Raw genomic sequence first — 19,810 nt, forward strand, 5'->3', positions numbered from 1 at the left:
CGAGGGCGCGCCACACGGGGACCGGTCCCGATCTGGCGCGCCCGGGCGCGCCTGAACGGGACCGCTAGCCGGTGCGACGGACGTCGGCTCGGAACTGTTCTTTCGGTTCGCCCTCGTCGCGGGTCCACCACCAGGAGTAGGTGAGCGAACCGGGCTGCGGCGCGGTGATCACGATGCGTGCGGTGAGGCCCCCGTCGTACGCGGTGAAGATCCCCGGCTTGCTCTCGTTGAACGTCACCACGCCCGGCAGCTCCGTGCAGCACACGTGCAGTGCCTGCCGGCCGTCCTCGCTCGTCGTCAGCACGGAATGTTCGACGTGGTGCAGGCCGCGGCGGTCCGACGTGGCCTCGTAGTCGATGACCACTCCGCGAGCCGACACCACCGGCGTCACCACCAGTCGGGCCAGGAACGGCCCGGACTCGGCGCCGTCGCCGCGCCCGCGGTACAGCCCCGGGGCGGCGAGCAGTTCGGCCAGCAGTGTGCTCATGCGCGCACGTTATCCGGTCGCCTCCAGGGGCCGAGAACGGGGACCGACGCCCCTTCCGCATCGATTCAGGGGTGTTGATGTCGATTGTGACGTAGCGCCGGATCTCCTTCCGTGGGGTCCACTCGCGTGATTGGGTGACGCCAATCGAAGGGAGTCTGCCGTGGGTGAGAACGTAAGTTTTCGAACTGATGGCGGTACGGCGGACGGCTACCTAGCGCGGCCGGACAGCGAGAGCGGGCCGGGCATCCTGGTGCTTCCCGCCTGGTGGGGTCTGGGCGGGCAGATCAAGTCGGTAGCCGACCGTTTAGCCGGCGAAGGCTTCGTGGCCTTGGCGCCGGACGTCTACGGCGGCACGGTGGTGAGCGACGCCGACGAGGCGCAGAGACTGGCCGAGGACCTCTCCGCCGACCGGGTCGCGGCCGACCTGATCGGAGCCACCCGCTTCCTGGCCGACACCGTGCAGACCAGAATCGGCGCGGTCGGCTTCGGCCTCGGCGGTTCGCTGGCCCTGTTCGCCGCGGGCCTGACCGACGACGTGGTGGCCGCCGGCGCGTTCTACCCCCTCGTGCCGTGGCAGCCGACCCCCCCGAACTGGTCCGCGTTCAGCGGCACGACCGCGATCGTGCACGCCGCCGACGAGGACGCGGCCACCACCGGCCCGGAGCTGGAGCTGGCCAAGAAGGCGGTCGAGGCCGCCGGTGGTGACCTGACGGTCCACGAGTACCCCGGCACCAAGCGCGGTTTCTACAACGACGACCGCCCGGACAGCTACGACCCCCACGCGGCCGCCACCGCCTGGGCCCGCACCTTGGAAGTCCTCCGCCGCACGTCCTGACGCGAGAAGAAGGGGGCGTGGAGGGCCGGTGCCCTCCACGCCCCCGTTTGCTGCCCGGCATAGGTTTGGGGCGTGGGACGACCTTCGTACCTGGCGGCGGACGCGCCGGTGGCCGGGGATGCCGACCGGGTGCGGACGCTGGCCGCTCATGCGTCCGACCTGGACGCGCTGGACGCCTGCGTCGCCCACTGCCGCGCCTGTGAGCGCCTGGTGGAGTGGCGCGAGCGGGTCGCGGTCGAGAAGCGGGCCGCCTTCGCCGACCAGACCTACTGGGGCCGCCCGGCACCGGGATTCGGCCCGCCGGACGCCCGAATACTCGTCCTGGGCCTGGCGCCGGCCGCTCACGGCGCGAACCGCACCGGGCGCGTGTTCACCGGCGACCGGTCGGGCGACTGGCTCTACGCGGCACTTCACCGCGCCGGGCTGGCCAACCAACCCACGAGCGTCTCGGTCGACGACGGCCTCGAACTCGACGACGTCCGGATCGTCGCCGCGGTCCGGTGCGCGCCGCCGGCCAACAAGCCGACCCCGCCGGAGCGGGACACCTGCGCTCCCTGGCTGGTTCGCGAACTCGAACTACTGAAACCGACGCTCCGGGTGATCGTCGCGCTCGGTGCGTTCGCCTGGACGTCGTTCTGGCCGGTGGTCGGCGCGCTCGGCGGAACCGCGCCGCGGCCGCGCCCCAAGTTCGGCCACGGGGCTGCCGTGGCGGTGCCGGGAACCGGCGTCACGATGCTCGGCTGCTACCACGTGAGCCAGCAGAACACCTTCACGGGCGTGCTGACCGAGCCTATGCTCGATGGAATATTCGCCCAGGCCAAAGCATTGACACAGATGTGAGAATCCGGATCGGTTTGGACGGGTGACCGGCGGTCAAAACTGTGAACGGGGACATCGTTCGAGGCCGCTGAGGTGTCGAGCGCTCAGTCACGGGTAGCCGGGGAAATGTGTCGGCGGTCGCATCGCGCGACCGCGCAACGAATCGTTCAAGAGCCCGTGGTTACGCTTTTTACGAGTCGGGACCAGAGCGGGTCCGGAGCAAGCCTGACGGCGCCAGAACCGGCGCCGCCGCAAGCGCGGAAGGTAGAGAGGCATGAGCGCGGATCGACCGCACATCCTCGTCGTCGGTGGTGGGTACGTCGGTATGTACACGGCGTTGGAGCTGCAGAAGAAGGCGAAGAAGGCGCGGATCACCGTCGTCGATCCACAGCCTCACATGACCTATCAGCCGTTCCTCCCCGAGGCCGCCGCCGGCAACCTGGAGCCCCGCCACGTGGTGGCACCGCTCCGCAAGACGCTGCGGCACGCCCACATCATCACCGGTTACGTCGACAGCGTGGACCACTCCCGCAAGACGGCCCACATCACGCCGGTGGTGGGCAACTCGTACGAGCTGACGTACGACCACATCATTCTCGCGCCGGGCTCGGTGTCCCGGACGCTGCCCATCCCGGGCCTGAAAGAGCACGCGGTCGGCTTCAAGACCATCGGTGAGGCCATCTACCTCCGTAACCAGGTGCTCGGTGAGCTCGACGCCGCCGACAGCACCGACGACCCGGAGCTGCGCAAGGCCGCCACCACGTTCACGTTCGTCGGCGGTGGTTACGCCGGCATCGAGGCGCTGGCCGAGCTCGAGGACATGGTCCGCGACGCGGTCAAGTACTACGAGACGCTCAGTCAGTCCGACATCCGGTTCGTGCTGGTCGAGGCGAGCCAGCGGATCCTGCCCGAGGTGGGCCCCGAGATGGGCGCCTACACCGTGCAGCGGCTGCTCGACCGGGGCATCGACATCCGGCTCAACACGTTCCTGCAGTCCTGCGAGGACGGCATCGTCAAGCTCTCCGACGGCGACGAGTTCCCGTCGCGGACGATCGTCTGGACCGCCGGCGTCAAGGCGCACCCGATGCTGGCCAACACCGACCTACCGCTGGACGAGCGCGGCCGGGTGACCTGCCTGCCGACGCTGCAGGTCGTCGACCCCGACGGCAAGGTCATCGAAGGCGCGTGGAGTGCCGGTGACTGCGCCGCGGTGCCCGACCTGAGCTCCGAGACGCCGGGCGCGACCTGCTCGCCGAGCGCGCAGCACGCGGTCCGTCAGGCCAAGCGGCTCGGTGCCAACCTCGGCATCCTGCTCAACGGCGGCCAGCCGGAGGACTACCGGCACAAGCACGTCGGTTCGGTGGCGAGCCTCGGCCTGTACAAGGGTGTCGCGCAGGTCTACGGCATCAAGACCAAGGGCTTCGCGGCCTGGTTCATGCACCGCTCGTACCACCTGAGCCGGGTCCCCACCTTCAACCGCAAGGTGCGGGTGCTCGCCGACTGGACGCTCGCGCTGTTCCTGCGCCGCGAGGTCGTCGCGCTGGGTCAGCTGCACGACCCGCGGGCCAGCTTCGAGCTGTTCGCGACGCCCACCCCGGCGGCCAAGCCGACCGCCACCCCGGCCCCGCCCGCCGGCGGCAAGGCCGGCGACGCCGAACCGGCCAAGCCCGCGGAAGCCGCCAAGCCGGCCGAGGCGGTCAAGCCGGCCGAGCCCGCCGAGGCGGCGGACAAGGCGCCGGAGAAGGCCCCGGTCGCCCGCTAGTAAACACCGGTAGATACGCGATGGTTGCAGAACGTCGCCCGGCCGGTTGCCGGGCGACGTTACCTGTTCACTTATGGCCTGACTGACCGATCCCACTTCTGGCAAAGCCGATACACCGGCGGGGTTCGTCCCCGTACGGTGATTGCCGAGTCCGGATGGTGGAATGGCAGACACGGCCGTCTTAAAAACGGCTGCTCGAGAGAGCGTGCGGGTTCGAGTCCCGCTCCGGGCACTGAAAGCTACTTGTGGAACGGGAAGGCCAGCGTCGCGCGGATGCTGGTGCCGGTCAGGAACATCACCAGCCGGTCGACGCCCAGCCCCAGCCCGCCCGTCGGCGGCATCGCGTACTCCAGCGCGGTCAGGAACGCCTCGTCGATCTGCATGGCCTCGGGGTCGCCCGCGGCGGCCTTGATCGACTGCGTGGTCAGACGTTCGCGCTGGTCGATCGGGTCGACGAGCTCCGAGTAGGCCGTCCCCAGCTCGGCGCCGTACGCGACCAGGTCCCAGCGTTCGGCCAGCCGCGGATCGTCGCGGTGGGTGCGGGTCAGCGGCGAGGTGTCGAGCGGGAAGTCGACGTAGAACGTCGGGTAGGTCGTGTTCTTCTCGACGAGCGCGTCGTAGAGCGCGGCCGCGAGCTCGCCCGGCGTCGCGTCGGCCGGAGCGTTGACGTGGTGGTCCGCGCAGACGTGCCGGTAGTCGTCGACCGGGGTGTCCGGCGTGAGCCGGGCGCCGGTCGCGCGGCTGATCGCGTCGTGCACCGTGATCACCGGCCACGGCGCGGTGAGGTCGACCGGCCCGTCGGGGCGCACCGCGACCGGTGAGCCGTGCACGGCGGTCGCGACGTCGAGGATGAGCGCGCGGGTCAGTTCACGCATGTCGGTGTAGTCGGCGTGGGCCTGGTAGGCCTCGAGCGCGGTGAACTCCGGGTTGTGGGTGGCGTCGGCGCCTTCGTTGCGGAAGTTGCGGTTGAGTTCGAAGACCTTCGACATCCCGGCGACGCAGAGCCGCTTGAGGTAGAGCTCGGGCGCGATCCGCAGGTAGAGGTCGGTGTCGTACGCGTTGATGTGGGTGCGGAACGGACGGGCCGCGGCGCCGCCGTGCACGGCTTGCAGCATCGGCGTCTCGACCTCGGTGAACCCGCGGGCGGCGAACCCGTCGCGCAGCGCGCGTACCGCGGTGCTGCGTTGGGTCAGCACACGCATCGCGTCGTCGTTGACCAGCAGGTCGAGGTAACGCTGACGCACCCGGGCCTCCGGGTCGGAGAAGCCGGCGTGCGCGTCGGGCAGCGGCCGCAGGCACTTGGCGGCCATCGTCCACTCCGCCGCCAGCACCGATAGTTCGCCCCGGTCGGAGGTGATCACCTCGCCGGTCACCGCGACGTGGTCGCCGAGGTCGACGGCGCGTTTCCACTGTCCGCGGACGCTCTCCGGCGTGCCGTCCGCGGTGAGCATCACCTGCAGCGTGACGCCGTCCTCCTGGATCACGCCGAAGCTGACGCCGCCCAGGTCACGCAGGGCACGCACCCGCCCGGTGACGCTCACCGACGTGCCCGTGCGTGCGCCCGGGGTCAGCCCGCCGTGTGCGGCCCTGACCTCGCTCAGCGACACGGTCCGCGGCACCCGCACCGGATACGGGTCGTCGAGCAGCTCGGCTTTCGCGCGGCGGGCGCGTTGCTGCTGGTTGAGGCGGTACTGCGGCCGGGCGGGGCGGAGCCGGTCCTGCTCCTGCCTGTTCACGGCCGCGGCGAAACCGTCCTCGAGCGGCCGCCCGGTCGGCGTCAGGGCGGGCAGGAAACCCTCGGCCATGCCGGCGGCCACGGCCGCGCGGGTCAGCGTCAGCGAGGAGTCGTAACAGACGAACCGCGGCAGCCAGGCCGGCAGGTACTTCGCGTTGGACCGGTAGAGCGACTCCAGCTGCCAGAACCGCGACGCGACCGACAGCACCGCGTCACTCAGCCGGGTGACCGGGCCCGCGCCGACGCGGTCGGCCGAGCTGAACACCGAGCGGAACATCGCGAAGTTCAGCGAGATCCGGCTGACGCCCAGGCCCGGGCACGCCTCGACGAGCCCGGCGACCATGAACTCGTTGAGCCCGTTCTCGGCGTCCCGGTCCCGGCGCATCAGATCCAGCGACAGGCCCCGGGTGCCCCACGGCACGAACGACAGCAATCCGCGGAGGTCGCCCTGCGCGTCGTGGGCGGTGACCAGCACGCAGCGTTCGTCGCTGGGGTCACCGAACCGGCCGAGCGCCATCGAGAACCCGCGCTCGGGTGCGTCGCCGCGCCACTCCTCGGCCTTCCGTTCGAGCACCGCCCACTCGTCGGGCCCGACCGCGTCGTGGCGCCGGGCCACCAGCGTGTACCCGGCCCGCCGGATCCGGGTGACGGCCTGCCGGACCGGGCGCATCGTGCGGCCGTCGAGCGTGAAGTCCTCGACGTCGACGATCGCCTCGTCGCCCAGGTTCAGCGCTTTCAGCCCGGCGTCGACGTAGGCGCTCGCGCCGGCCTCGCTCGCGGAGAGCACGGCGGGGAACCAGCCGTGCCCCCGGGCGTCCGCGAGCCACGCCTCGATCGCGGCGGGCCAGGACGCCGGGTGCCCGATCGGGTCGGCGCTGGCCAGGCTCACCGAGGTCACCACGCGGTAGGTGACGGCCGCCCGGCCGTCGGGGGAGAAGACCACCGACTTGTCGCGGCGGGTCGCGAAGTAGCCGAGCGAGTCACGTTCGCCGCTCTCCAGCAGTAGCCGCCGCACCGCCAGTTCGTCGTCGGCCCCGAGGTACTGGGCGGCCCGCGCGGCCCGGAGGAACACCGCGACGGCGGCGAGCAGCGCCACCGCCGACAGCGTTCCGCCGATCACCGCCACCCAGTGGTGGCCGGTGTGCCCGTTCAGGCCGGCCTGGTCACCGGCGGCGGTGAACCCGAACGCCGAGCGGGTGGACCAGGTCAGACGCTCGCGGACGCCGCTCAGCGTGTGCGGGAACAGCTGCGTGAGCCAGAACGTGGTCGCCCAGGCCGCGATCAGCCCTCCGGTCAGCACCGCGAGCGCCGCCCGCCGGGAGCCGGGAGCGAGCCGGGCCGGAAATGCGCCACGCACACGCAGCAGCGCGACGCCGAGCACGACGCCGACCACGGCCGAGACCGCGGTCAGCATCACCTCGAGCTGGTTGAGGTCGAGGTCGGCGGCCTCCAGGTTCGACCAGTTCGCCGCCGCGATCGCGACGACCGGCAGCTGCAGCAGCCCCGCCGCCAGCTGGTAGGCGATCACCACGATCAACGCCGGCCGCAGCCGACGCCGGAGCGCGCTGCCGAGCAGCAGCAACGCCACGATCACGAACAGGTTGCGCGCGGTCGGCACGTTCAGCAGCTCGAACACCGCGTCGATCCACTGCACCCAGGTGTGCCGGCGCAGCGGGAAGCTCAGCACGAGCCATACCCCGGCGACCGTGAGCACGCGCCCCGACCACGACGTCACCCGCTCGTCCATCCGCGGAAACTCCCACACGCCCCGGTTTGGGCTCGGTGCGGGGTCGGTACCCGATTTCGGCACGGTCAGTAGTGGAGTCCTGCAACCGATTTCCGACGATCACGAGGCGCCGGTCACCGGACTGCTTGCGATTGCGGCGGCGAACCTGGCAAGCGGCTGAGAACCGGGGTTGCACACCCTGAGCCTTCGTGTTGCCCCGCGCTACGATTAAGGTCCCCGACCAGCGAGGTCGGCCTATGACGTTGGCCGTCCAGGCCGAGGAGGCGTCGTGAAGAGCAGCAACCCCGTGCTGAGCAGGCTGGCTGACCGGTCAGCCCAGCACGCGACCTTCCACCGGGCACCGGCGCAGCAGCCCTACGGCGGCTACGGCGCCCCGGCTGGTTACCCTCAGTCACCGGAATACGCGCAGCAGTACGCCCCGCCGGTAGCGGGCCGGATGACCATCGACGACGTCGTCGTCCGCACCGTGGCGATGCTCGCCGTCGTCGGTGTGTTCGGCGGTATCGGCTGGTTCGTCCTGCCGGACAGCATCTCGGTCGGCGTCGCCATCGCCGCCGCGATGGTCGGGCTCGTGCTGGGCCTGGTCATCTCGTTCATGGGCCTCACCAACCCGGCCCTGATCCTCACCTACGCGGCGGCCGAGGGCCTGTTCCTCGGTGTCATCAGCCAGTCGTTCGAGTCGCTTTATCCCGGCATCGTGATCCAGGCCGTGATCGGCACGTTCGGCGTGTTCTTCACGATGGCCGCGCTCTACAAGTTCAAGATCATCCGGGTCACCCCGTTCTTCGCGAAGATGGTCATCGGCGCGCTGATCGGCGTCGTCGTGCTCATGCTGGCGAACTTCGTCGCGAGCCTGTTCATCGACGGTGGCTTCGGTCTCCGCGACGGTGGCAACATCGCGATCATCTTCAGCCTGGTCTGCATCTGCATCGCCGCGCTGACGTTCGCCCTCGACTTCAAGCAGATCGAGGAGCTGGCCGCGGCCGGTGCCGACAAGAAGTACGCCTGGCTGTCGGCGTTCGGCATCGTCGTCGGGCTGATCTGGCTGTACCTGGAGATCCTGCGACTGCTGTCGTACTTCCGGGATTGATTCCGGCCCAGGTCGACCGGTTCCGCCGCTCGGTGGGCCGGTTGACCACCCTGCTGTCGTACTGGACGCCGCCGCGGTTCTCCGCGGCGGCGTCGCCGTTGCTGGTGGATGCTGTGTCGGCGCTGTGCGTGACCTCTGGATCGGCACTGGATGAGGGCGTGACCGTCGCCGACCGGCTCCACGTCGTGGTACAGGTGCTGGCAGACCTCGGCGCTGACGCCGAGGGACAGCCGCGCCGGGCGGTGCCGCGGACGGCCGAGCCCGGAGCACTGGTTGACCAGCTCACTGTGCTCGGCAACGACCTCGTCGCGGCCGATCCGGACGCGGAGGAGCTCGACCGCGTGACCAGAAGTCTCGACGCCCTGCGGGCCGCTCTGTGAAGTTACGGCTCGGCCTCGCGGTGGTGCTGGCCGCCGCGGCGGCCATCCTCACCACCCCGGGCGCCGCCGGTGCGGCGCCCGGGCGCACCTTCTACCTGAGCCCGCTCGGCAACGACGCCGCCGACGGCCTCACCGAGACCACCCCGTGGCGGACGCTCGCCCGGGCCAACCTCGAGCGGTTCCAGGCCGGCGACCAGCTGCTCCTGCAGGGCGGCGCGCAGTTCGACGGGCAGCTGCTGCTGATGCCGGAGGACGCGGGCGCCACGATCGGCACCTACGGCACCGGCCGCGCCACGATCAAGGCCAGCAACCTCGAGGCGATCAAGGTCTACGACGCCGGCGGCATCACGATCCGCGGCCTGGACGTCGTCGGCGACGCCACCACGTACGACGCGTGGAGCGGCATCCTGTTCTACGCCGACGACAAGGTGCCGACCCGGCCCACCGGCATCGTGATCAGCGACGTCGACGTGAGCGGCTTCCAGATCGGCATCTCGTTAGCCGGCGCCGCACCCGGTCGCGGCTTCCAGGACGTCACGGTCACCGACACGCGGGTGCACGGCAACCGGGACGAGGGCCTGCTGACCTACGGCCCGGAGTTCGACGCGACGAACCCCACCTACGCCCACCGGAACGTGCGGATCCAGCGCGTCGCCGCGTACGACAACGCCGGCAACCCGCAGAACACCACCACGCACAGCGGCAGCGGCATCGTGCTCGGCTCGGTGGACCAGGGCGTGATCGAGCAGTCGTCCGCCTACGCCAACGGGGCCTCGAGCGCCTCCACCAGCGAGGGGCCGGTCGGTATCTGGGCCTACGACTCGACCGGTGTGACGATCCAGCGCAACCTGGCCTACCGCAACCGCACCGGCACCACGGCCGACGGCGGCGGGTTCGACCTGGACCAGAACACGTCGAACTCCTCACTGCAGTACAACCTGTCGTACGAGAACGACGGCCCCGGCCTGCTGGTCTTCACCGCCCGGGACAACACCGCCCAGCGCGGGAACACGGTGCGGTTCAACGTCAGCGTCGACGACGTGCGCGGCAACGGCTGGTACGGCGGTCTGACCGTCGCCGGCCGGGTCGCCGACACCGCGATCTACCACAACACGATCGTCACCCGGGGCAGCGGTTCGCACCGTCCGGCGGCGGTCAAGCTGGTGGACGGGCTGACCGGCGTCACGCTGCGGAACAACATCCTGCTCTCGCAGAGCGGCGGGGCCGCGCTCAGCGCGTCCGACTTCACCACCGAGCAGGTGCTGCTGCGGGGCAACGCGTACTTCCGCGACGGGGGAGGGGCGGCGTTCGAGTGGGGCGACGCCCGGTACCGTTCGCTCGCCGAGTGGCGGGAGGCCACCGGCGAAGAGAAGTACGACACCGGTATCGACGTCGACCCGAAGCTGCAGGACGCGTCGGCGTCGCCGCGGGTCACCGACCCGGCCCGGATCACCGACGTGGCCCAGTTCGCGCTGGCCGGCGACTCGCCGGCCGGAGGTGCCGGGGAGAACCTGGACCTCGCGGACGACACCGTCGACTACTTCGGAGCGGTCCTCTCCGACCGGCCGGTGAGCATCGGCGCGGCGCAACCGGCCACCGTGCCGGCACCGTCCGCGCCGGTCGGCGGCCGCGGGTGGCTCTGGGTGGTCGCGTTCACGCTGCTGACCCTGGTCGGCCTGCTGCTGGTGGTGACCCGCTTCCGACGCCGGCCGCCGAGCCCGGTGGCGCCGGAGACGATCCGGGTTCCGTCGTCGCGAGTGGACTGAAAAGGGGCGGGTCGTGGGGGCAACTCACGACCCGCCCGGTCTTCAGAGGGAGCGACCCAGAGCCCGCACTTCCCAGCCAGCCGCGCGCCAAACCGGCAGATCAAGTGCATTCCGGGCGTCGACGAGTGCCGGTGCGGCCACCACTTCACGAACCGCGGCCGGGTCGAGTTCCCGGTACTCGGCCCATTCGGTGGCGAGCACGACCACGTGCGCGCCCTCGCACGCCTTCTGGGCCTTCGGGGAGTAGTCCAGGTCGGGGTACGCGGCCCGCGCGTTGTCGATGCCCTGCGGGTCGTGCACGGTCACCCGCGCGCCCTCCGCCCGGATCGCGTTCGCCACGGCCAACGCGGGCGAGTCCCGGATGTCGTCGCTGTCGGGTTTGAACGTGGCCCCGAGCACGGTGACCGAGGTTCCGGCGAACGAACCGCCGGCCAGTTCCCGCGCCAGGTCGACCGCCCGCGTGCGACGGCGCTGGTTGATCTCGTCGACCTCGTGCAGGAACCGCACGGAGTCCGCGAGGCCCAGCTCGGACGCCCGGTGCCGGAACGCCCGGATGTCCTTGGGCAGGCAGCCACCACCGAACCCGACGCCGGCCCGCAGGAACCGGTTCCCGATCCGGGCGTCGTACCCGATCGCGCTGGCCAGCGTGGTGACGTCGGCGCCGGTGGCCTCGCAGATCTCCGCCATCGCGTTGATGAACGAGATCTTCGTCGCCAGGAACGAGTTCGCGGCCACCTTGACGAGCTCGGCGGTCGCCGGGTCGGTGCTCACCCACGGTGTGCCGGTGGCCAGGATCGGCGCGTACACGTCGCGCAGCACCTGCTCGTCGGCCGCGGAGGTCACGCCCACCACCAGCCGGTCCGGTCGCAGCGTGTCCTCCACCGCGAAGCCCTCGCGCAGGAACTCCGGGTTCCAGGCCAGCGCCGGAACGGACCCGGCCAGCCGCGCCGCCGTCCCCACCGGCACCGTCGACTTGCCGACGACGAGCGCGCCCGGGCGCAGGTGGGGCGCCAGGCCGCCGACCACGGCGTCCACGTAGCGCAGATCGGCCGCGTGCGACCCCGGCCGCTGCGGTGTCCCCACGCAGACGAAGTGGACGTCGCCGAACGCGGCGGCCTCGGCCAGCGACGTGCCGAACCGCAGCCGCCCGTTCTCCAGGTTCCGCGCGAGCACCTCGGGGAAGCCGGGCTCGTAGAACGGGGCCCGCCCCTCGGCCAGCGCCGCGATCTTCGCCTCGTCGACGTCGACGCCGAGCACCTCGTGCCCGATCTCGGCCATGCACGCGGCGTGGACGGCGCCCAGGTAACCGGTGCCGATGACGGTCAGACGCATCAGGCACTCTCCAGCGCGAGGGTCTCGTAGCCGTACGGGTTCAGCCGCTGGAACCCCCAGGCGTCGCGCACCATCGTGGGCAGGTCGCGGGTGGTGCGCCAGCCCCACGCGTCGGCCACCCTGGTCGGGTCGGCGATCAGTTTGGGCACGTCACCGGCCCGCCGCTCGACGATCCGGTGCGGGATCGACACGCCACAGGCCTCCTCGAACGCACGCACCAACCCGAGCACCGACGTCCCGACGCCGGTGCCGAGGTTGAAGACGTCGAAGCCGGTGCCGAGCTTCTCCAGCGCGACCCGGTGGCCGTCGGCGACGTCCATCACGTGGATGTAGTCGCGGACGCACGTGCCGTCCTCGGTGGCGTAGTCACCGCCGAAGACCTGCAGCTCGGCGCGGCGCCCGATCGCGACCTGCATCATGTACGGCATCACGTTGTTGGGCACGCCGGCCGGGTCCTCACCGAGCAGGCCGGACGAGTGCGCGCCCACCGGGTTGAAGTACCGCAGCGCGACCGCGTTCAGCTGCGGGTACCGGCGGCAGGCGTCGGCGATGATGTTCTCGCAGAACCACTTGGAGCGCGCGTACGGGTTCGTCGGCGCGGCCGGTTCGGACTCGCCGAGCGGCACGGTCTCGGTCTGCCCGTAGATCGAACAGCTCGACGAGAACACCAGCTTGTCGACGCCGTGCGCCAGCATCGTGCGCAGCAGCACCGTCGTCGCGGAGACGTTGATGTCGTAGTACTCCAGCGGGATGTCGACGGATTCGCCGACCGCCTTCTTGGCGGCGAAGTGGATCACCGCGTCGATCTCGTGGTGCGCGAACACCCGCTCGAGCAGCGACTCGTTCCGCAGGTCGCCTTCGTAGAGCGCGGTCACCGGGCGGCCGGCCGCCTCGTCGACGCGGGTCAGCGCGGTGGGTGAGCTGTTCGAGAAGTCGTCGACGACGATGACTTCGTGGCCGTGTTCGAGCAGCTCCACACAGGTGTGGCTGCCGATGAAACCGGCTCCGCCGGTCACTAAGACGGTCATAGGAGGTCCTTCAAGCGGATCAGGTCGTCGAGTTGGAACAGCGTCCGGAGGAATTCGAACGGGTAGTTGGCGACGGCCAGCGCGAACGGGATCACGACCAGGAGCGCCAGCGTGAACGGCAGCGGCACGGTCTTGCCGAACGCCGCGAAGAAGCCGACGCGTGCGTTGCGTGCGGCTTCCCGCGCGTGCAACCACGGCACCGCGAGACCCACGAGTGTGTAGGCGTTCGCGGCCGCCAGCGTCAGCAGCAGGTAACCGCCGGAGCGGGTGTGCAGCACGAGCTCACCGACCAGCGCGGTGCCCGACAGCGCGAGGCTGATCACGAAGTACGGCACCATCAGGCTGGTGGGCAGCTTCTCGAAGCCGTCGCTGCCCTTCGGCGTCACCCGGAAGTTGATCGGGCGCGGCCGGACCCGCTGGACGGCGGCCGCGAGCACACCACGCAGGTTCAGCGGCCAGCGGGTGAGCATGTACAGCCAGTCTTCCCAGCTGACGATCGGCGCGCTGTTCGGTCGTCGCACCCCGCCGCCGCGCAGCAGGAGGACCACCCCGATCAACCAGATGTTCACCGCGCCCCAGCGCAGCAGGAACTCCAGATAGGGCACGTCGACCCACTGCAGGCCGGTGAGGACGGCGAACGGCGCGAGGAAGAGCCCCGCGGCGGTCGTCAGCGTCAGCAGCGGGTAGTACAGCAGCGCGTGCAGGAACCGCAGCCGTAACGACCAGGGCATCCGGCGCAGGTGCCTGGTCATGCTCAGCGCCACCGTGGTGAGGCTGCGCGACCACTGGAACTCCTGGGTGAGCATCGCGGCGAACGTCGGCGGCCCCTCGCCGTGGGCCTCGGCGTCCAGCGCGAACGCGCCCTGCCACCCGGCCGAGCTCAGCAGGTAGGTGGTCGTGAAGTCCTCGGCCAGCTCGGGTCCGACGCCGCCGATGTCACGCAGCGCCCGCGTCCGCACGGCGTAGTGGGAACCGATGCACGACGGCGCGTACCCGCCGTTGCAACCGGCCTGGTAGGGCCCGTGGAAGCTCGACTCCCGGTAGAGGCGCCCGCGTGCCGACCAGGACGCCGTCGCGTTCGTGTCGCAGACGCTGGGCGCGGCCACGTAGCCGATCGAGTCGTCGGCGAACGGCCGCACCATCTCGCGCAGGTAGGTCGGCCCGGGGACGTGGTCGCAGTCGAGCTGGCTGACGACGTCGTACTCGCGGTAGCCGTAGTGGTCGTAGAAGTACGCGAGGTTGCCCTCCTTGCACTTCTTGCGCCGGGGCCAGGTGTCGCGCTGGTACTCGAACTGCCCGCGCCGGGTGGAGACGCGGACGCCGTGGCGACGGCACCAGTCGAGCGTCTCGTCGCTGGGGTCCTCGTCGCAGATCCAGACGTCGTACCGGTACGGGAAGTCCTGCCGGAGCATCGCCTCGAGCGTGGTGCGGGCCGTCTCCCAGGGCTCGGACGGCGCTTTCGTGACGCAGAACGCGACGCGGAGATAGGGCACGGGCAGCTGCGGGTTGACCGTGGTGATCTTGTTGAACCGCAGGATCGGCAGGATCGGGTAGAGCGACAGGTAGCCCAGCAGGGCGCTGTTGATGAGCAGCCCGGCCCAGCCGTGGCGGTGTTCGGGGCGCAGCCACCACACCCAGAAGAACACCATCGTCACCAGCCAGCCGGCGGTGCACAGATGAACGAGGTACCGCCGGGCCGGGCGGAGGGCCGGCACGAACGTGCCGGGCAGCAGCGCGTGGCGCCGCACCCGCCGGGCGCGCATCGCCGGTCCGCTGGCCGGTGCGCTGAGCACCTTGCCGCCGGAGAGCTGGTGGATCGTCTGGTTCAGGTCACGGCCGACGAACCCGACGCCGATCGGAGCCGTGTCGTAGGGGCCGTAGCCGGCGTCGTCCCAGCCGAGGTCCATCAGCATCGTCGCGTCGGCGCCGTCCCAGCCCGCGGCCGCGGCGATGGCGTCCGAGGCCTGCCAAACCGGTTCATTTCTCGGTGGCGAATAGGGCGGAACCATCACTACTCCCACCATGACGACGCCAGAACTGAAGGAATCCGTTGCGCAGCGCTGCGTCGCTGGAAATGGGCGAATGGATTCGCGGACGGGCGTTAACGTAAGCGTAAGCGAGGAAATGGTCAAGCGGACAATATGTGCACTTGGGTCATTCTCTACACCTTTACGCTGGGGAAACGTGACCGATGTGACGCAGTCGTCGGCTTCATAAGCGATTCATAAAAATGGTTGTTAACGGTTTTCGAAATGGCTGATGCCGCATCGGCAGAAAGGTTGAGTTGGGCGATTCGGAGATTGCTCTGTACAGTGTCGACGTCGTTCGTCCCAACGTCGGGAACGGCAGGAACCAGTTCCCTGGGGGATGACATGCGCGTGGCGGTGACCGGAGGTGCCGGTTTTCTCGGCTCCCATCTCGTGGCGAGGCTGCTCGCGCGCGGCGACCAGGTGGTGTGCCTGGACAACTTCTCCACCGGCCGCCCGGAGAACGTCGAGCCGTTCCTCGCCGACCCGGCGTTCACGCTGATCGAGACCGACGTCAGCGAGGGGATCGAGGTCGCGGGGCCGGTCGGAGCGGTCGCGCACCTGGCCAGCCCGGCGTCGCCGCCGGACTACCACCGGATGCCGCTGGAGACGCTCGCGGTGGGCAGCCGCGGCACCGAGCACGCGCTGCGGCTCGCGGCCCGGGACTCCGCCCGGTTCGTCCTGGCGTCCACCAGCGAGGTGTACGGGGACCCGGTGGTGCACCCGCAGCGCGAGGAGTACTGGGGCAACGTCAACCCGGTCGGCCCGCGCAGCGTCTACGACGAGGCCAAGCGGTTCGCCGAGGCGGTGTCGATGGCCTACCGGCGCAGCTACGACCTGAACGTCGGCATCGTGCGGATCTTCAACACCTACGGGCCGCGGATGCGCCCGCAGGACGGCCGCGTGGTCACGAGTTTCATCACCCAGGCGCTGGTGGGCGACCCGCTGACGATCTACGGCGACGGGGAGCAGACCCGCAGCTTCTGCTACGTCGACGATCTGATCGACGGGATCGTGGCGATGATCGACAGCTCGGTCAGCGGGCCGGTCAACATCGGCAACCCGGTGGAGTGGACGGTGGCGCGGCTGGCGTCGGTCGTGCTGGCGCTCACCGGCTCGTCGTCGCAGATCGAGTACCACCCCTTACCCACCGACGACCCCACCCGCCGCCGGCCCGACATCACGCTGGCCCGGCAACTGCTCGGCTGGGAGCCCCGGGTGCCGGTCGAGGAGGGCCTCCGCCGCACGATCGAGTGGTTCCGCTCCCGCCCGGAGGAGTTGCTGGCCGCCGCGCCCGCGCTGACCGGCGCCCAGCCCGGCGGCATCGAGGCCCTCACCCCCTGACGGCCGGGCCAACGACGGGTTCCCGGGTCGACGGGTTCTCGGGTCCGTCTTTGGCTCGGTAGGCCCGGTTGGCCGTCGTAGGCCCGGTCAGCCGTCGCGGGCCGGACCGGCGGCGATCCCGCGCCGCAGGAACCCGAGCAGTCGGTGCGCCTGCGCGGTGTCCGTGCTGGACCGCGCGATCCCGCCGGCGGCGGCGGCCAGATCGGCCGGCGTGAGATCGGCGCGCACCTCGCTGCTGCGCTGGGCCCGTTCGAGCAGCCCCGTCAAGGTTTCGCGCAGGCGCCGGTGCCACTCGTCGAACAGCTCGGTGCGACGCTCGGCCGGTGCCGCCTCGGCCAGCGAGCCCTTGGACGCCACGTGCCCCACGAACGCCTCGAGCCACTCGAAGAGCGCGTCACCCGGTGCGGCGTGGTCGAGGTCGGCACGGTCGCAGAGCGCGGCGAGCTCATCCGCGTAGACCGCCACGAGCAGGTCCCCGCGCGTCGGGAAGTGCCGGTACAGCGTCGCGTTACCCACCCCGGCGCGCCGGGCGACCTCGTCGAGCGCGACGTCCGGCCCGACCTCCTCGACCAGCGCCCGCGCCGCCGCCACCAGCAAACCCATGTTCCGTGCCGCGTCGGCCCGCATATTTCTCCCAGCGATCCGGGGAGTTCCCCGTTTACTCTAAACGGGGAACTCCCCGATTAGGAGCGACATGACTCTCACCGTGGAAGACCGGTTGGCGATCGCCGACCTGGTGAATCGGCACGGGCACCTCACCGATGCCGGTGACCTCGACGCCTACCGCGAGCTGTTCACCAAGGACGTCGTGTACGACGTGAGTGATCTCGGCTACGGCGCGCTCCACGGCCTGGAGACGGTGATCCGGACCGGCCGGGCACTGGGGGACGCGAACCCACTGGCTCATCACGTCACGAACGTGGTGGTCACCGAGCACGCCGACGGGGCTCGCGCGCTCTCGAAGGGGCTCTCGATCGCGACCAGCGGCGCGGTCGGCAGCGTCACCTACGACGACGTCGTCGTGCGCACCGACGAGGGCTGGCGGATCTCCCGCCGGACCGTGACGGCCCGGCGGGAGCCGCTGAAGGCCTAGCTCAGGCGCTCGAGCACCAGGGCCATGCCCTGGCCGCCACCGACGCACATCGTCTCCAGGCCGAACTGCTTGTCGTGGGCCTGCAGGTTGTTGAGCAGCGTGGTGGTGATGCGTGCGCCGGTCATGCCGAACGGGTGGCCGAGCGCGATCGCGCCGCCGCTCACGTTGAGCTTGTCCAGGTCGATGCCGAGGTCCTGGTACGACGGGATGACCTGGGCCGCGAACGCCTCGTTGATCTCGACCAGGTCGATGTCGGAGATCGCCAGCCCGGCCCGCGACAGCGCCTGCTTCGACGCCTCGACCGGCCCGTACCCCATGATCTCGGGGGAGAGGCCGGTGACACCGGTCGACACGATCCGGGCGAGCGGGGTGAGCCCCAACTCGCGCGCGCGAGCACCGGACACGATGATCACGGCCGCCGCACCGTCGTTCAGCGGGCACGCGTTGCCCGCCGTGACCGTTCCGTCCGGCCGGAACACCGGCTTGAGCCCGGCCACCTTCTCGTAGGTGGTGCCGGCCCGCGGGCCGTCGTCAGTGCTCACGACCGTGCCGTCGGGCAGCGTGACCGGCGTGATCTCGCGCGCGAAGTGGCCGTTCGCGATCGCCTTCTCGGCCAGGTTCTGCGACCGCACCGCGAACTCGTCCTGCTCGCGGCGCGAGACGCCCTTCAGCTGCGCGAGGTTCTCGGCGGTCTGGCCCATCGCGATGTAGACGTCCGGGAGCGTGTCGTCGTTCCGCGGGTCGTGCCAGGTGGTTCCGCCGCCGGCCGAGTCGTCGGTGCGCTTGCGGGCGTCCAGGAAGAGCGGGTTGGTGGTGTCGGGCAGGCCGTCCGAGCTGCCCTTCACGAACCGCGAGACGGTCTCGACGCCGGCCGAGATGAACGCGTCACCCTCGCCGGCCTTGATCGCGTGGAACGCCATCCGGGTGCTCTGCACCGACGAGGAGCAGTACCGGGTGACGGTGGTGCCGGGCAGCGTGTCGTAGCCCAGCAGGATCGCGACGACCCGGGCCATGTTGTAGCCCTGCTCGCCGCCGGGCAGGCCGCACCCGAGGATCAGGTCGTCGATCGTCGTGGGGTCGAGCGATGGCACCTTGTCGAGTGCGGCGCGGACGATCGTCGCCGCCAAGTCGTCCGGGCGGACGTCCTTCAGCGAACCCTTCATCGCCCGTCCGATCGGTGACCGAGCGGTGGCGACGATGACGGCGTCGCGGTCGGCGAACTCAGGCACGGCGTCCTCCCAGGCTTCTGTGACTGTGGCTGCTCGCCACGTTACCGCTGGGTAGGTTAAAAATCAGTGCTGCCCGGACGTTGTGCGCGACGCCTCATAGACCAGCGGGTACAGCGCCAGCGCCCAGAGCTGGTAACCGTCGGCCGAGGGGTGGTAACCGTCGGCCGAGAGCGTGCCGCCGTCGGCGCGGAACACCCCGCCGGTACGCCCGGCCAGGTCGACGACGCCGGCCTCCGCGCCCGCCGCGGCCCGGGCCGACGCGGCCGCCACCCGGCGACCCGACCAGGCCATGATCTCGCGCAGCGGCTGGCCGAAGTTGCGGGCCGCGCCGAGGTCGGGACAGGTGCCGACGACCACCGCTGAGCCGGCGGCCACGAGCCGCCGCACGGTCGCGGTCAACTCGGCCTCCACGACGTCGAGCGGGGTGAACGCGATCGCGTCCTCACCGCCCACCAGGATCACCGCCACGTCCGGGACGCCGTGCACCAGAACGCGCGCGACCTGGGCGTCCAGGTCGGCGGTGCGGGACCCGGCCACCGCGGCCGACGACAGGTGCACCCGGCGGCCGGTGGACGAGAGCAGCTCGGCCAGGCGCCCGCCGACGGTCTCGCCGGTCACCAGCACGCCGAGCCCGGCCGCCGTGGAGTCACCCAGCAGCGCCAGCCGGAGCGGCCGGCCGGTGCCGAAGACCCCCGATCCGGGCGGGGCCAGATCGGCCGACAGGTACCGCCGCCGGCGCGCGAGGAGCCCTTCGATGGCCAGTACGGAGACGGCCGCACCCGCAGCGGTCGCGGCCGCTGTCGCAGCGCCGGCCGCAACTGTGCTCAGCTTCACGTGTCGCCTCCTCTAGGTCGCCGTTCGGGGTACTACCCACTCCGAACGCGGTGCCCGCATTCTCCCTCGGAATCCGCCCCCGGGCGACCAATCGGTGCGATCCGACCGCCGCTCGGAGGGCGTCAGGCGGTGCCGAGTGCGGCGTCGGCCGGCGGTGTCTCGGGGACGGTGCCCACGGTGGGAGCGCCGCCGAACAGGCGGATGCGGTGACGCAACTCGACCCACCGTCCCCACGGGCCTCGTTCGCGCCCGGCGACCTCGGCCGGCGCCACCTCGGTGCCGGCGGCTTCGGCCGCGGCCAC

At 70.8% G+C, this 19,810-nt stretch carries 16 protein-coding genes, 1 tRNA gene and 1 pseudogene; 9 read left to right on the plus strand and 9 right to left on the minus strand.

Annotated elements, in window-relative coordinates:
• Positions 1-64: 64 nt before the first annotated feature.
• Entirely contained in the window at positions 65-487 is a 423-nt protein-coding gene (locus tag ABD437_RS24975) for a hypothetical protein (protein ID WP_344651340.1), read from the minus strand.
• A 160-nt stretch (positions 488-647) separates the two neighbouring features.
• Between ABD437_RS24975 and ABD437_RS24980 the strand changes: the two genes are divergently transcribed.
• The 4 genes from ABD437_RS24980 (at position 648) to ABD437_RS24995 (ending at position 4,135) form a co-directional block, all read left to right on the plus strand.
• Positions 648-1,322 (plus strand): dienelactone hydrolase family protein, encoded by a 675-nt coding sequence (locus tag ABD437_RS24980; protein ID WP_344651341.1) that lies wholly within the window; start codon positions 648-650, stop codon positions 1,320-1,322.
• Between the two features lie 90 nt (positions 1,323-1,412).
• On the plus strand, positions 1,413-2,162 hold the full coding sequence (locus ABD437_RS24985) for a uracil-DNA glycosylase (RefSeq protein WP_425558228.1): 750 nt from the start codon (positions 1,413-1,415) through the stop codon (positions 2,160-2,162).
• A gap of 253 nt (positions 2,163-2,415) precedes the next feature.
• The gene (locus tag ABD437_RS24990; RefSeq protein ID WP_344651342.1) at positions 2,416-3,903 is read left to right on the plus strand and encodes an NAD(P)/FAD-dependent oxidoreductase; all 1,488 of its coding nucleotides are present in this window, start codon (positions 2,416-2,418) and stop codon (positions 3,901-3,903) included.
• 149 nt (positions 3,904-4,052) lie between these two features.
• A tRNA-Leu gene (locus ABD437_RS24995) sits at positions 4,053-4,135 on the plus strand.
• Between the two features lie 7 nt (positions 4,136-4,142).
• Here the strand turns inward: ABD437_RS24995 and lysX are convergent.
• Complete coding sequence (gene lysX / locus ABD437_RS25000; RefSeq protein ID WP_344651343.1) at positions 4,143-7,385, minus strand: bifunctional lysylphosphatidylglycerol synthetase/lysine--tRNA ligase LysX; 3,243 nt, start codon at positions 7,383-7,385, stop codon at positions 4,143-4,145.
• Between the two features lie 268 nt (positions 7,386-7,653).
• Here lysX and ABD437_RS25005 point away from each other — a divergent pair, with 268 nt between their 5' ends.
• From ABD437_RS25005 to ABD437_RS25015, 3 genes are read left to right on the plus strand one after another with little or no spacing between them, the layout of a single operon-like run.
• Complete coding sequence (locus tag ABD437_RS25005; RefSeq protein ID WP_344651344.1) at positions 7,654-8,475, plus strand: Bax inhibitor-1/YccA family protein; 822 nt, start codon at positions 7,654-7,656, stop codon at positions 8,473-8,475.
• Positions 8,476-8,516: 41 nt separating this feature from the next.
• A complete protein-coding gene (locus ABD437_RS25010) occupies positions 8,517-8,855 on the plus strand; it encodes a hypothetical protein (RefSeq protein WP_344651345.1) in 339 nt (112 codons plus the stop codon).
• Positions 8,852-10,621 (plus strand): right-handed parallel beta-helix repeat-containing protein, encoded by a 1,770-nt coding sequence (locus tag ABD437_RS25015; protein ID WP_344651346.1) that lies wholly within the window; start codon positions 8,852-8,854, stop codon positions 10,619-10,621. Before ABD437_RS25010 ends, ABD437_RS25015 begins: the two co-directional genes overlap by 4 nt.
• 42 nt (positions 10,622-10,663) lie before the next feature.
• Here ABD437_RS25015 and ABD437_RS25020 read toward each other — a convergent pair whose 3' ends face one another.
• From ABD437_RS25020 to ABD437_RS25030, 3 genes are read right to left on the minus strand one after another with little or no spacing between them, the layout of a single operon-like run.
• Positions 10,664-11,953: a UDP-glucose dehydrogenase family protein gene (locus ABD437_RS25020; RefSeq protein ID WP_344651347.1), complete on the minus strand. Its 1,290-nt coding sequence runs from the start codon at positions 11,951-11,953 to the stop codon at positions 10,664-10,666.
• Positions 11,953-12,981 carry a UDP-glucose 4-epimerase GalE gene (gene galE / locus ABD437_RS25025; protein ID WP_344651348.1) on the minus strand — a complete coding sequence of 343 codons (1,029 nt, stop codon included), beginning with the start codon at positions 12,979-12,981 and terminating at the stop codon, positions 11,953-11,955. Before galE ends, ABD437_RS25020 begins: the two co-directional genes overlap by 1 nt.
• On the minus strand, positions 12,978-14,990 hold the full coding sequence (locus ABD437_RS25030; protein WP_344651349.1) for a glycosyltransferase family 2 protein: 2,013 nt from the start codon (positions 14,988-14,990) through the stop codon (positions 12,978-12,980). The genes galE and ABD437_RS25030 overlap by 4 nt, the downstream gene beginning before the upstream one ends.
• 363 nt (positions 14,991-15,353) lie before the next feature.
• Between ABD437_RS25030 and ABD437_RS25035 the strand changes: the two genes are divergently transcribed.
• Positions 15,354-16,352, plus strand: coding sequence for a UDP-glucuronic acid decarboxylase family protein (locus ABD437_RS25035; protein WP_344651350.1), 999 nt, complete (start codon positions 15,354-15,356; stop codon positions 16,350-16,352).
• An 87-nt stretch (positions 16,353-16,439) separates the two neighbouring features.
• On the opposite strand, the gene ABD437_RS25040 is transcribed toward ABD437_RS25035, so the two are convergent.
• The gene (locus ABD437_RS25040; protein WP_344651351.1) at positions 16,440-16,955 is read right to left on the minus strand and encodes a TetR/AcrR family transcriptional regulator; all 516 of its coding nucleotides are present in this window, start codon (positions 16,953-16,955) and stop codon (positions 16,440-16,442) included.
• Positions 16,956-17,046: 91 nt separating this feature from the next.
• Between ABD437_RS25040 and ABD437_RS25045 the strand changes: the two genes are divergently transcribed.
• Complete coding sequence (locus ABD437_RS25045) at positions 17,047-17,445, plus strand: nuclear transport factor 2 family protein (RefSeq protein WP_344651352.1); 399 nt, start codon at positions 17,047-17,049, stop codon at positions 17,443-17,445.
• On the opposite strand, the gene ABD437_RS25050 is transcribed toward ABD437_RS25045, so the two are convergent.
• The 3 genes and pseudogenes from ABD437_RS25050 to ABD437_RS25060 all read right to left on the minus strand — a co-directional run.
• Positions 17,442-18,674, minus strand: a complete 1,233-nt coding sequence (locus ABD437_RS25050; RefSeq protein ID WP_344651353.1) for an acetyl-CoA C-acetyltransferase — start codon at positions 18,672-18,674, stop codon at positions 17,442-17,444. The two genes, ABD437_RS25045 and ABD437_RS25050, sit on opposite strands and share 4 nt — an antisense overlap.
• 63 nt (positions 18,675-18,737) lie before the next feature.
• Positions 18,738-19,508, minus strand: a complete 771-nt coding sequence (locus ABD437_RS25055) for an SGNH/GDSL hydrolase family protein (protein WP_344651354.1) — start codon at positions 19,506-19,508, stop codon at positions 18,738-18,740.
• Between the two features lie 122 nt (positions 19,509-19,630).
• A pseudogene (locus tag ABD437_RS25060) lies at positions 19,631-19,810 on the minus strand (SGNH/GDSL hydrolase family protein); the annotation flags it as partial.

The sequence above is a fragment of the Cryptosporangium japonicum genome (assembly GCF_039524755.1).
GTDB lineage: Bacteria > Actinomycetota > Actinomycetes > Mycobacteriales > Cryptosporangiaceae > Cryptosporangium > Cryptosporangium japonicum.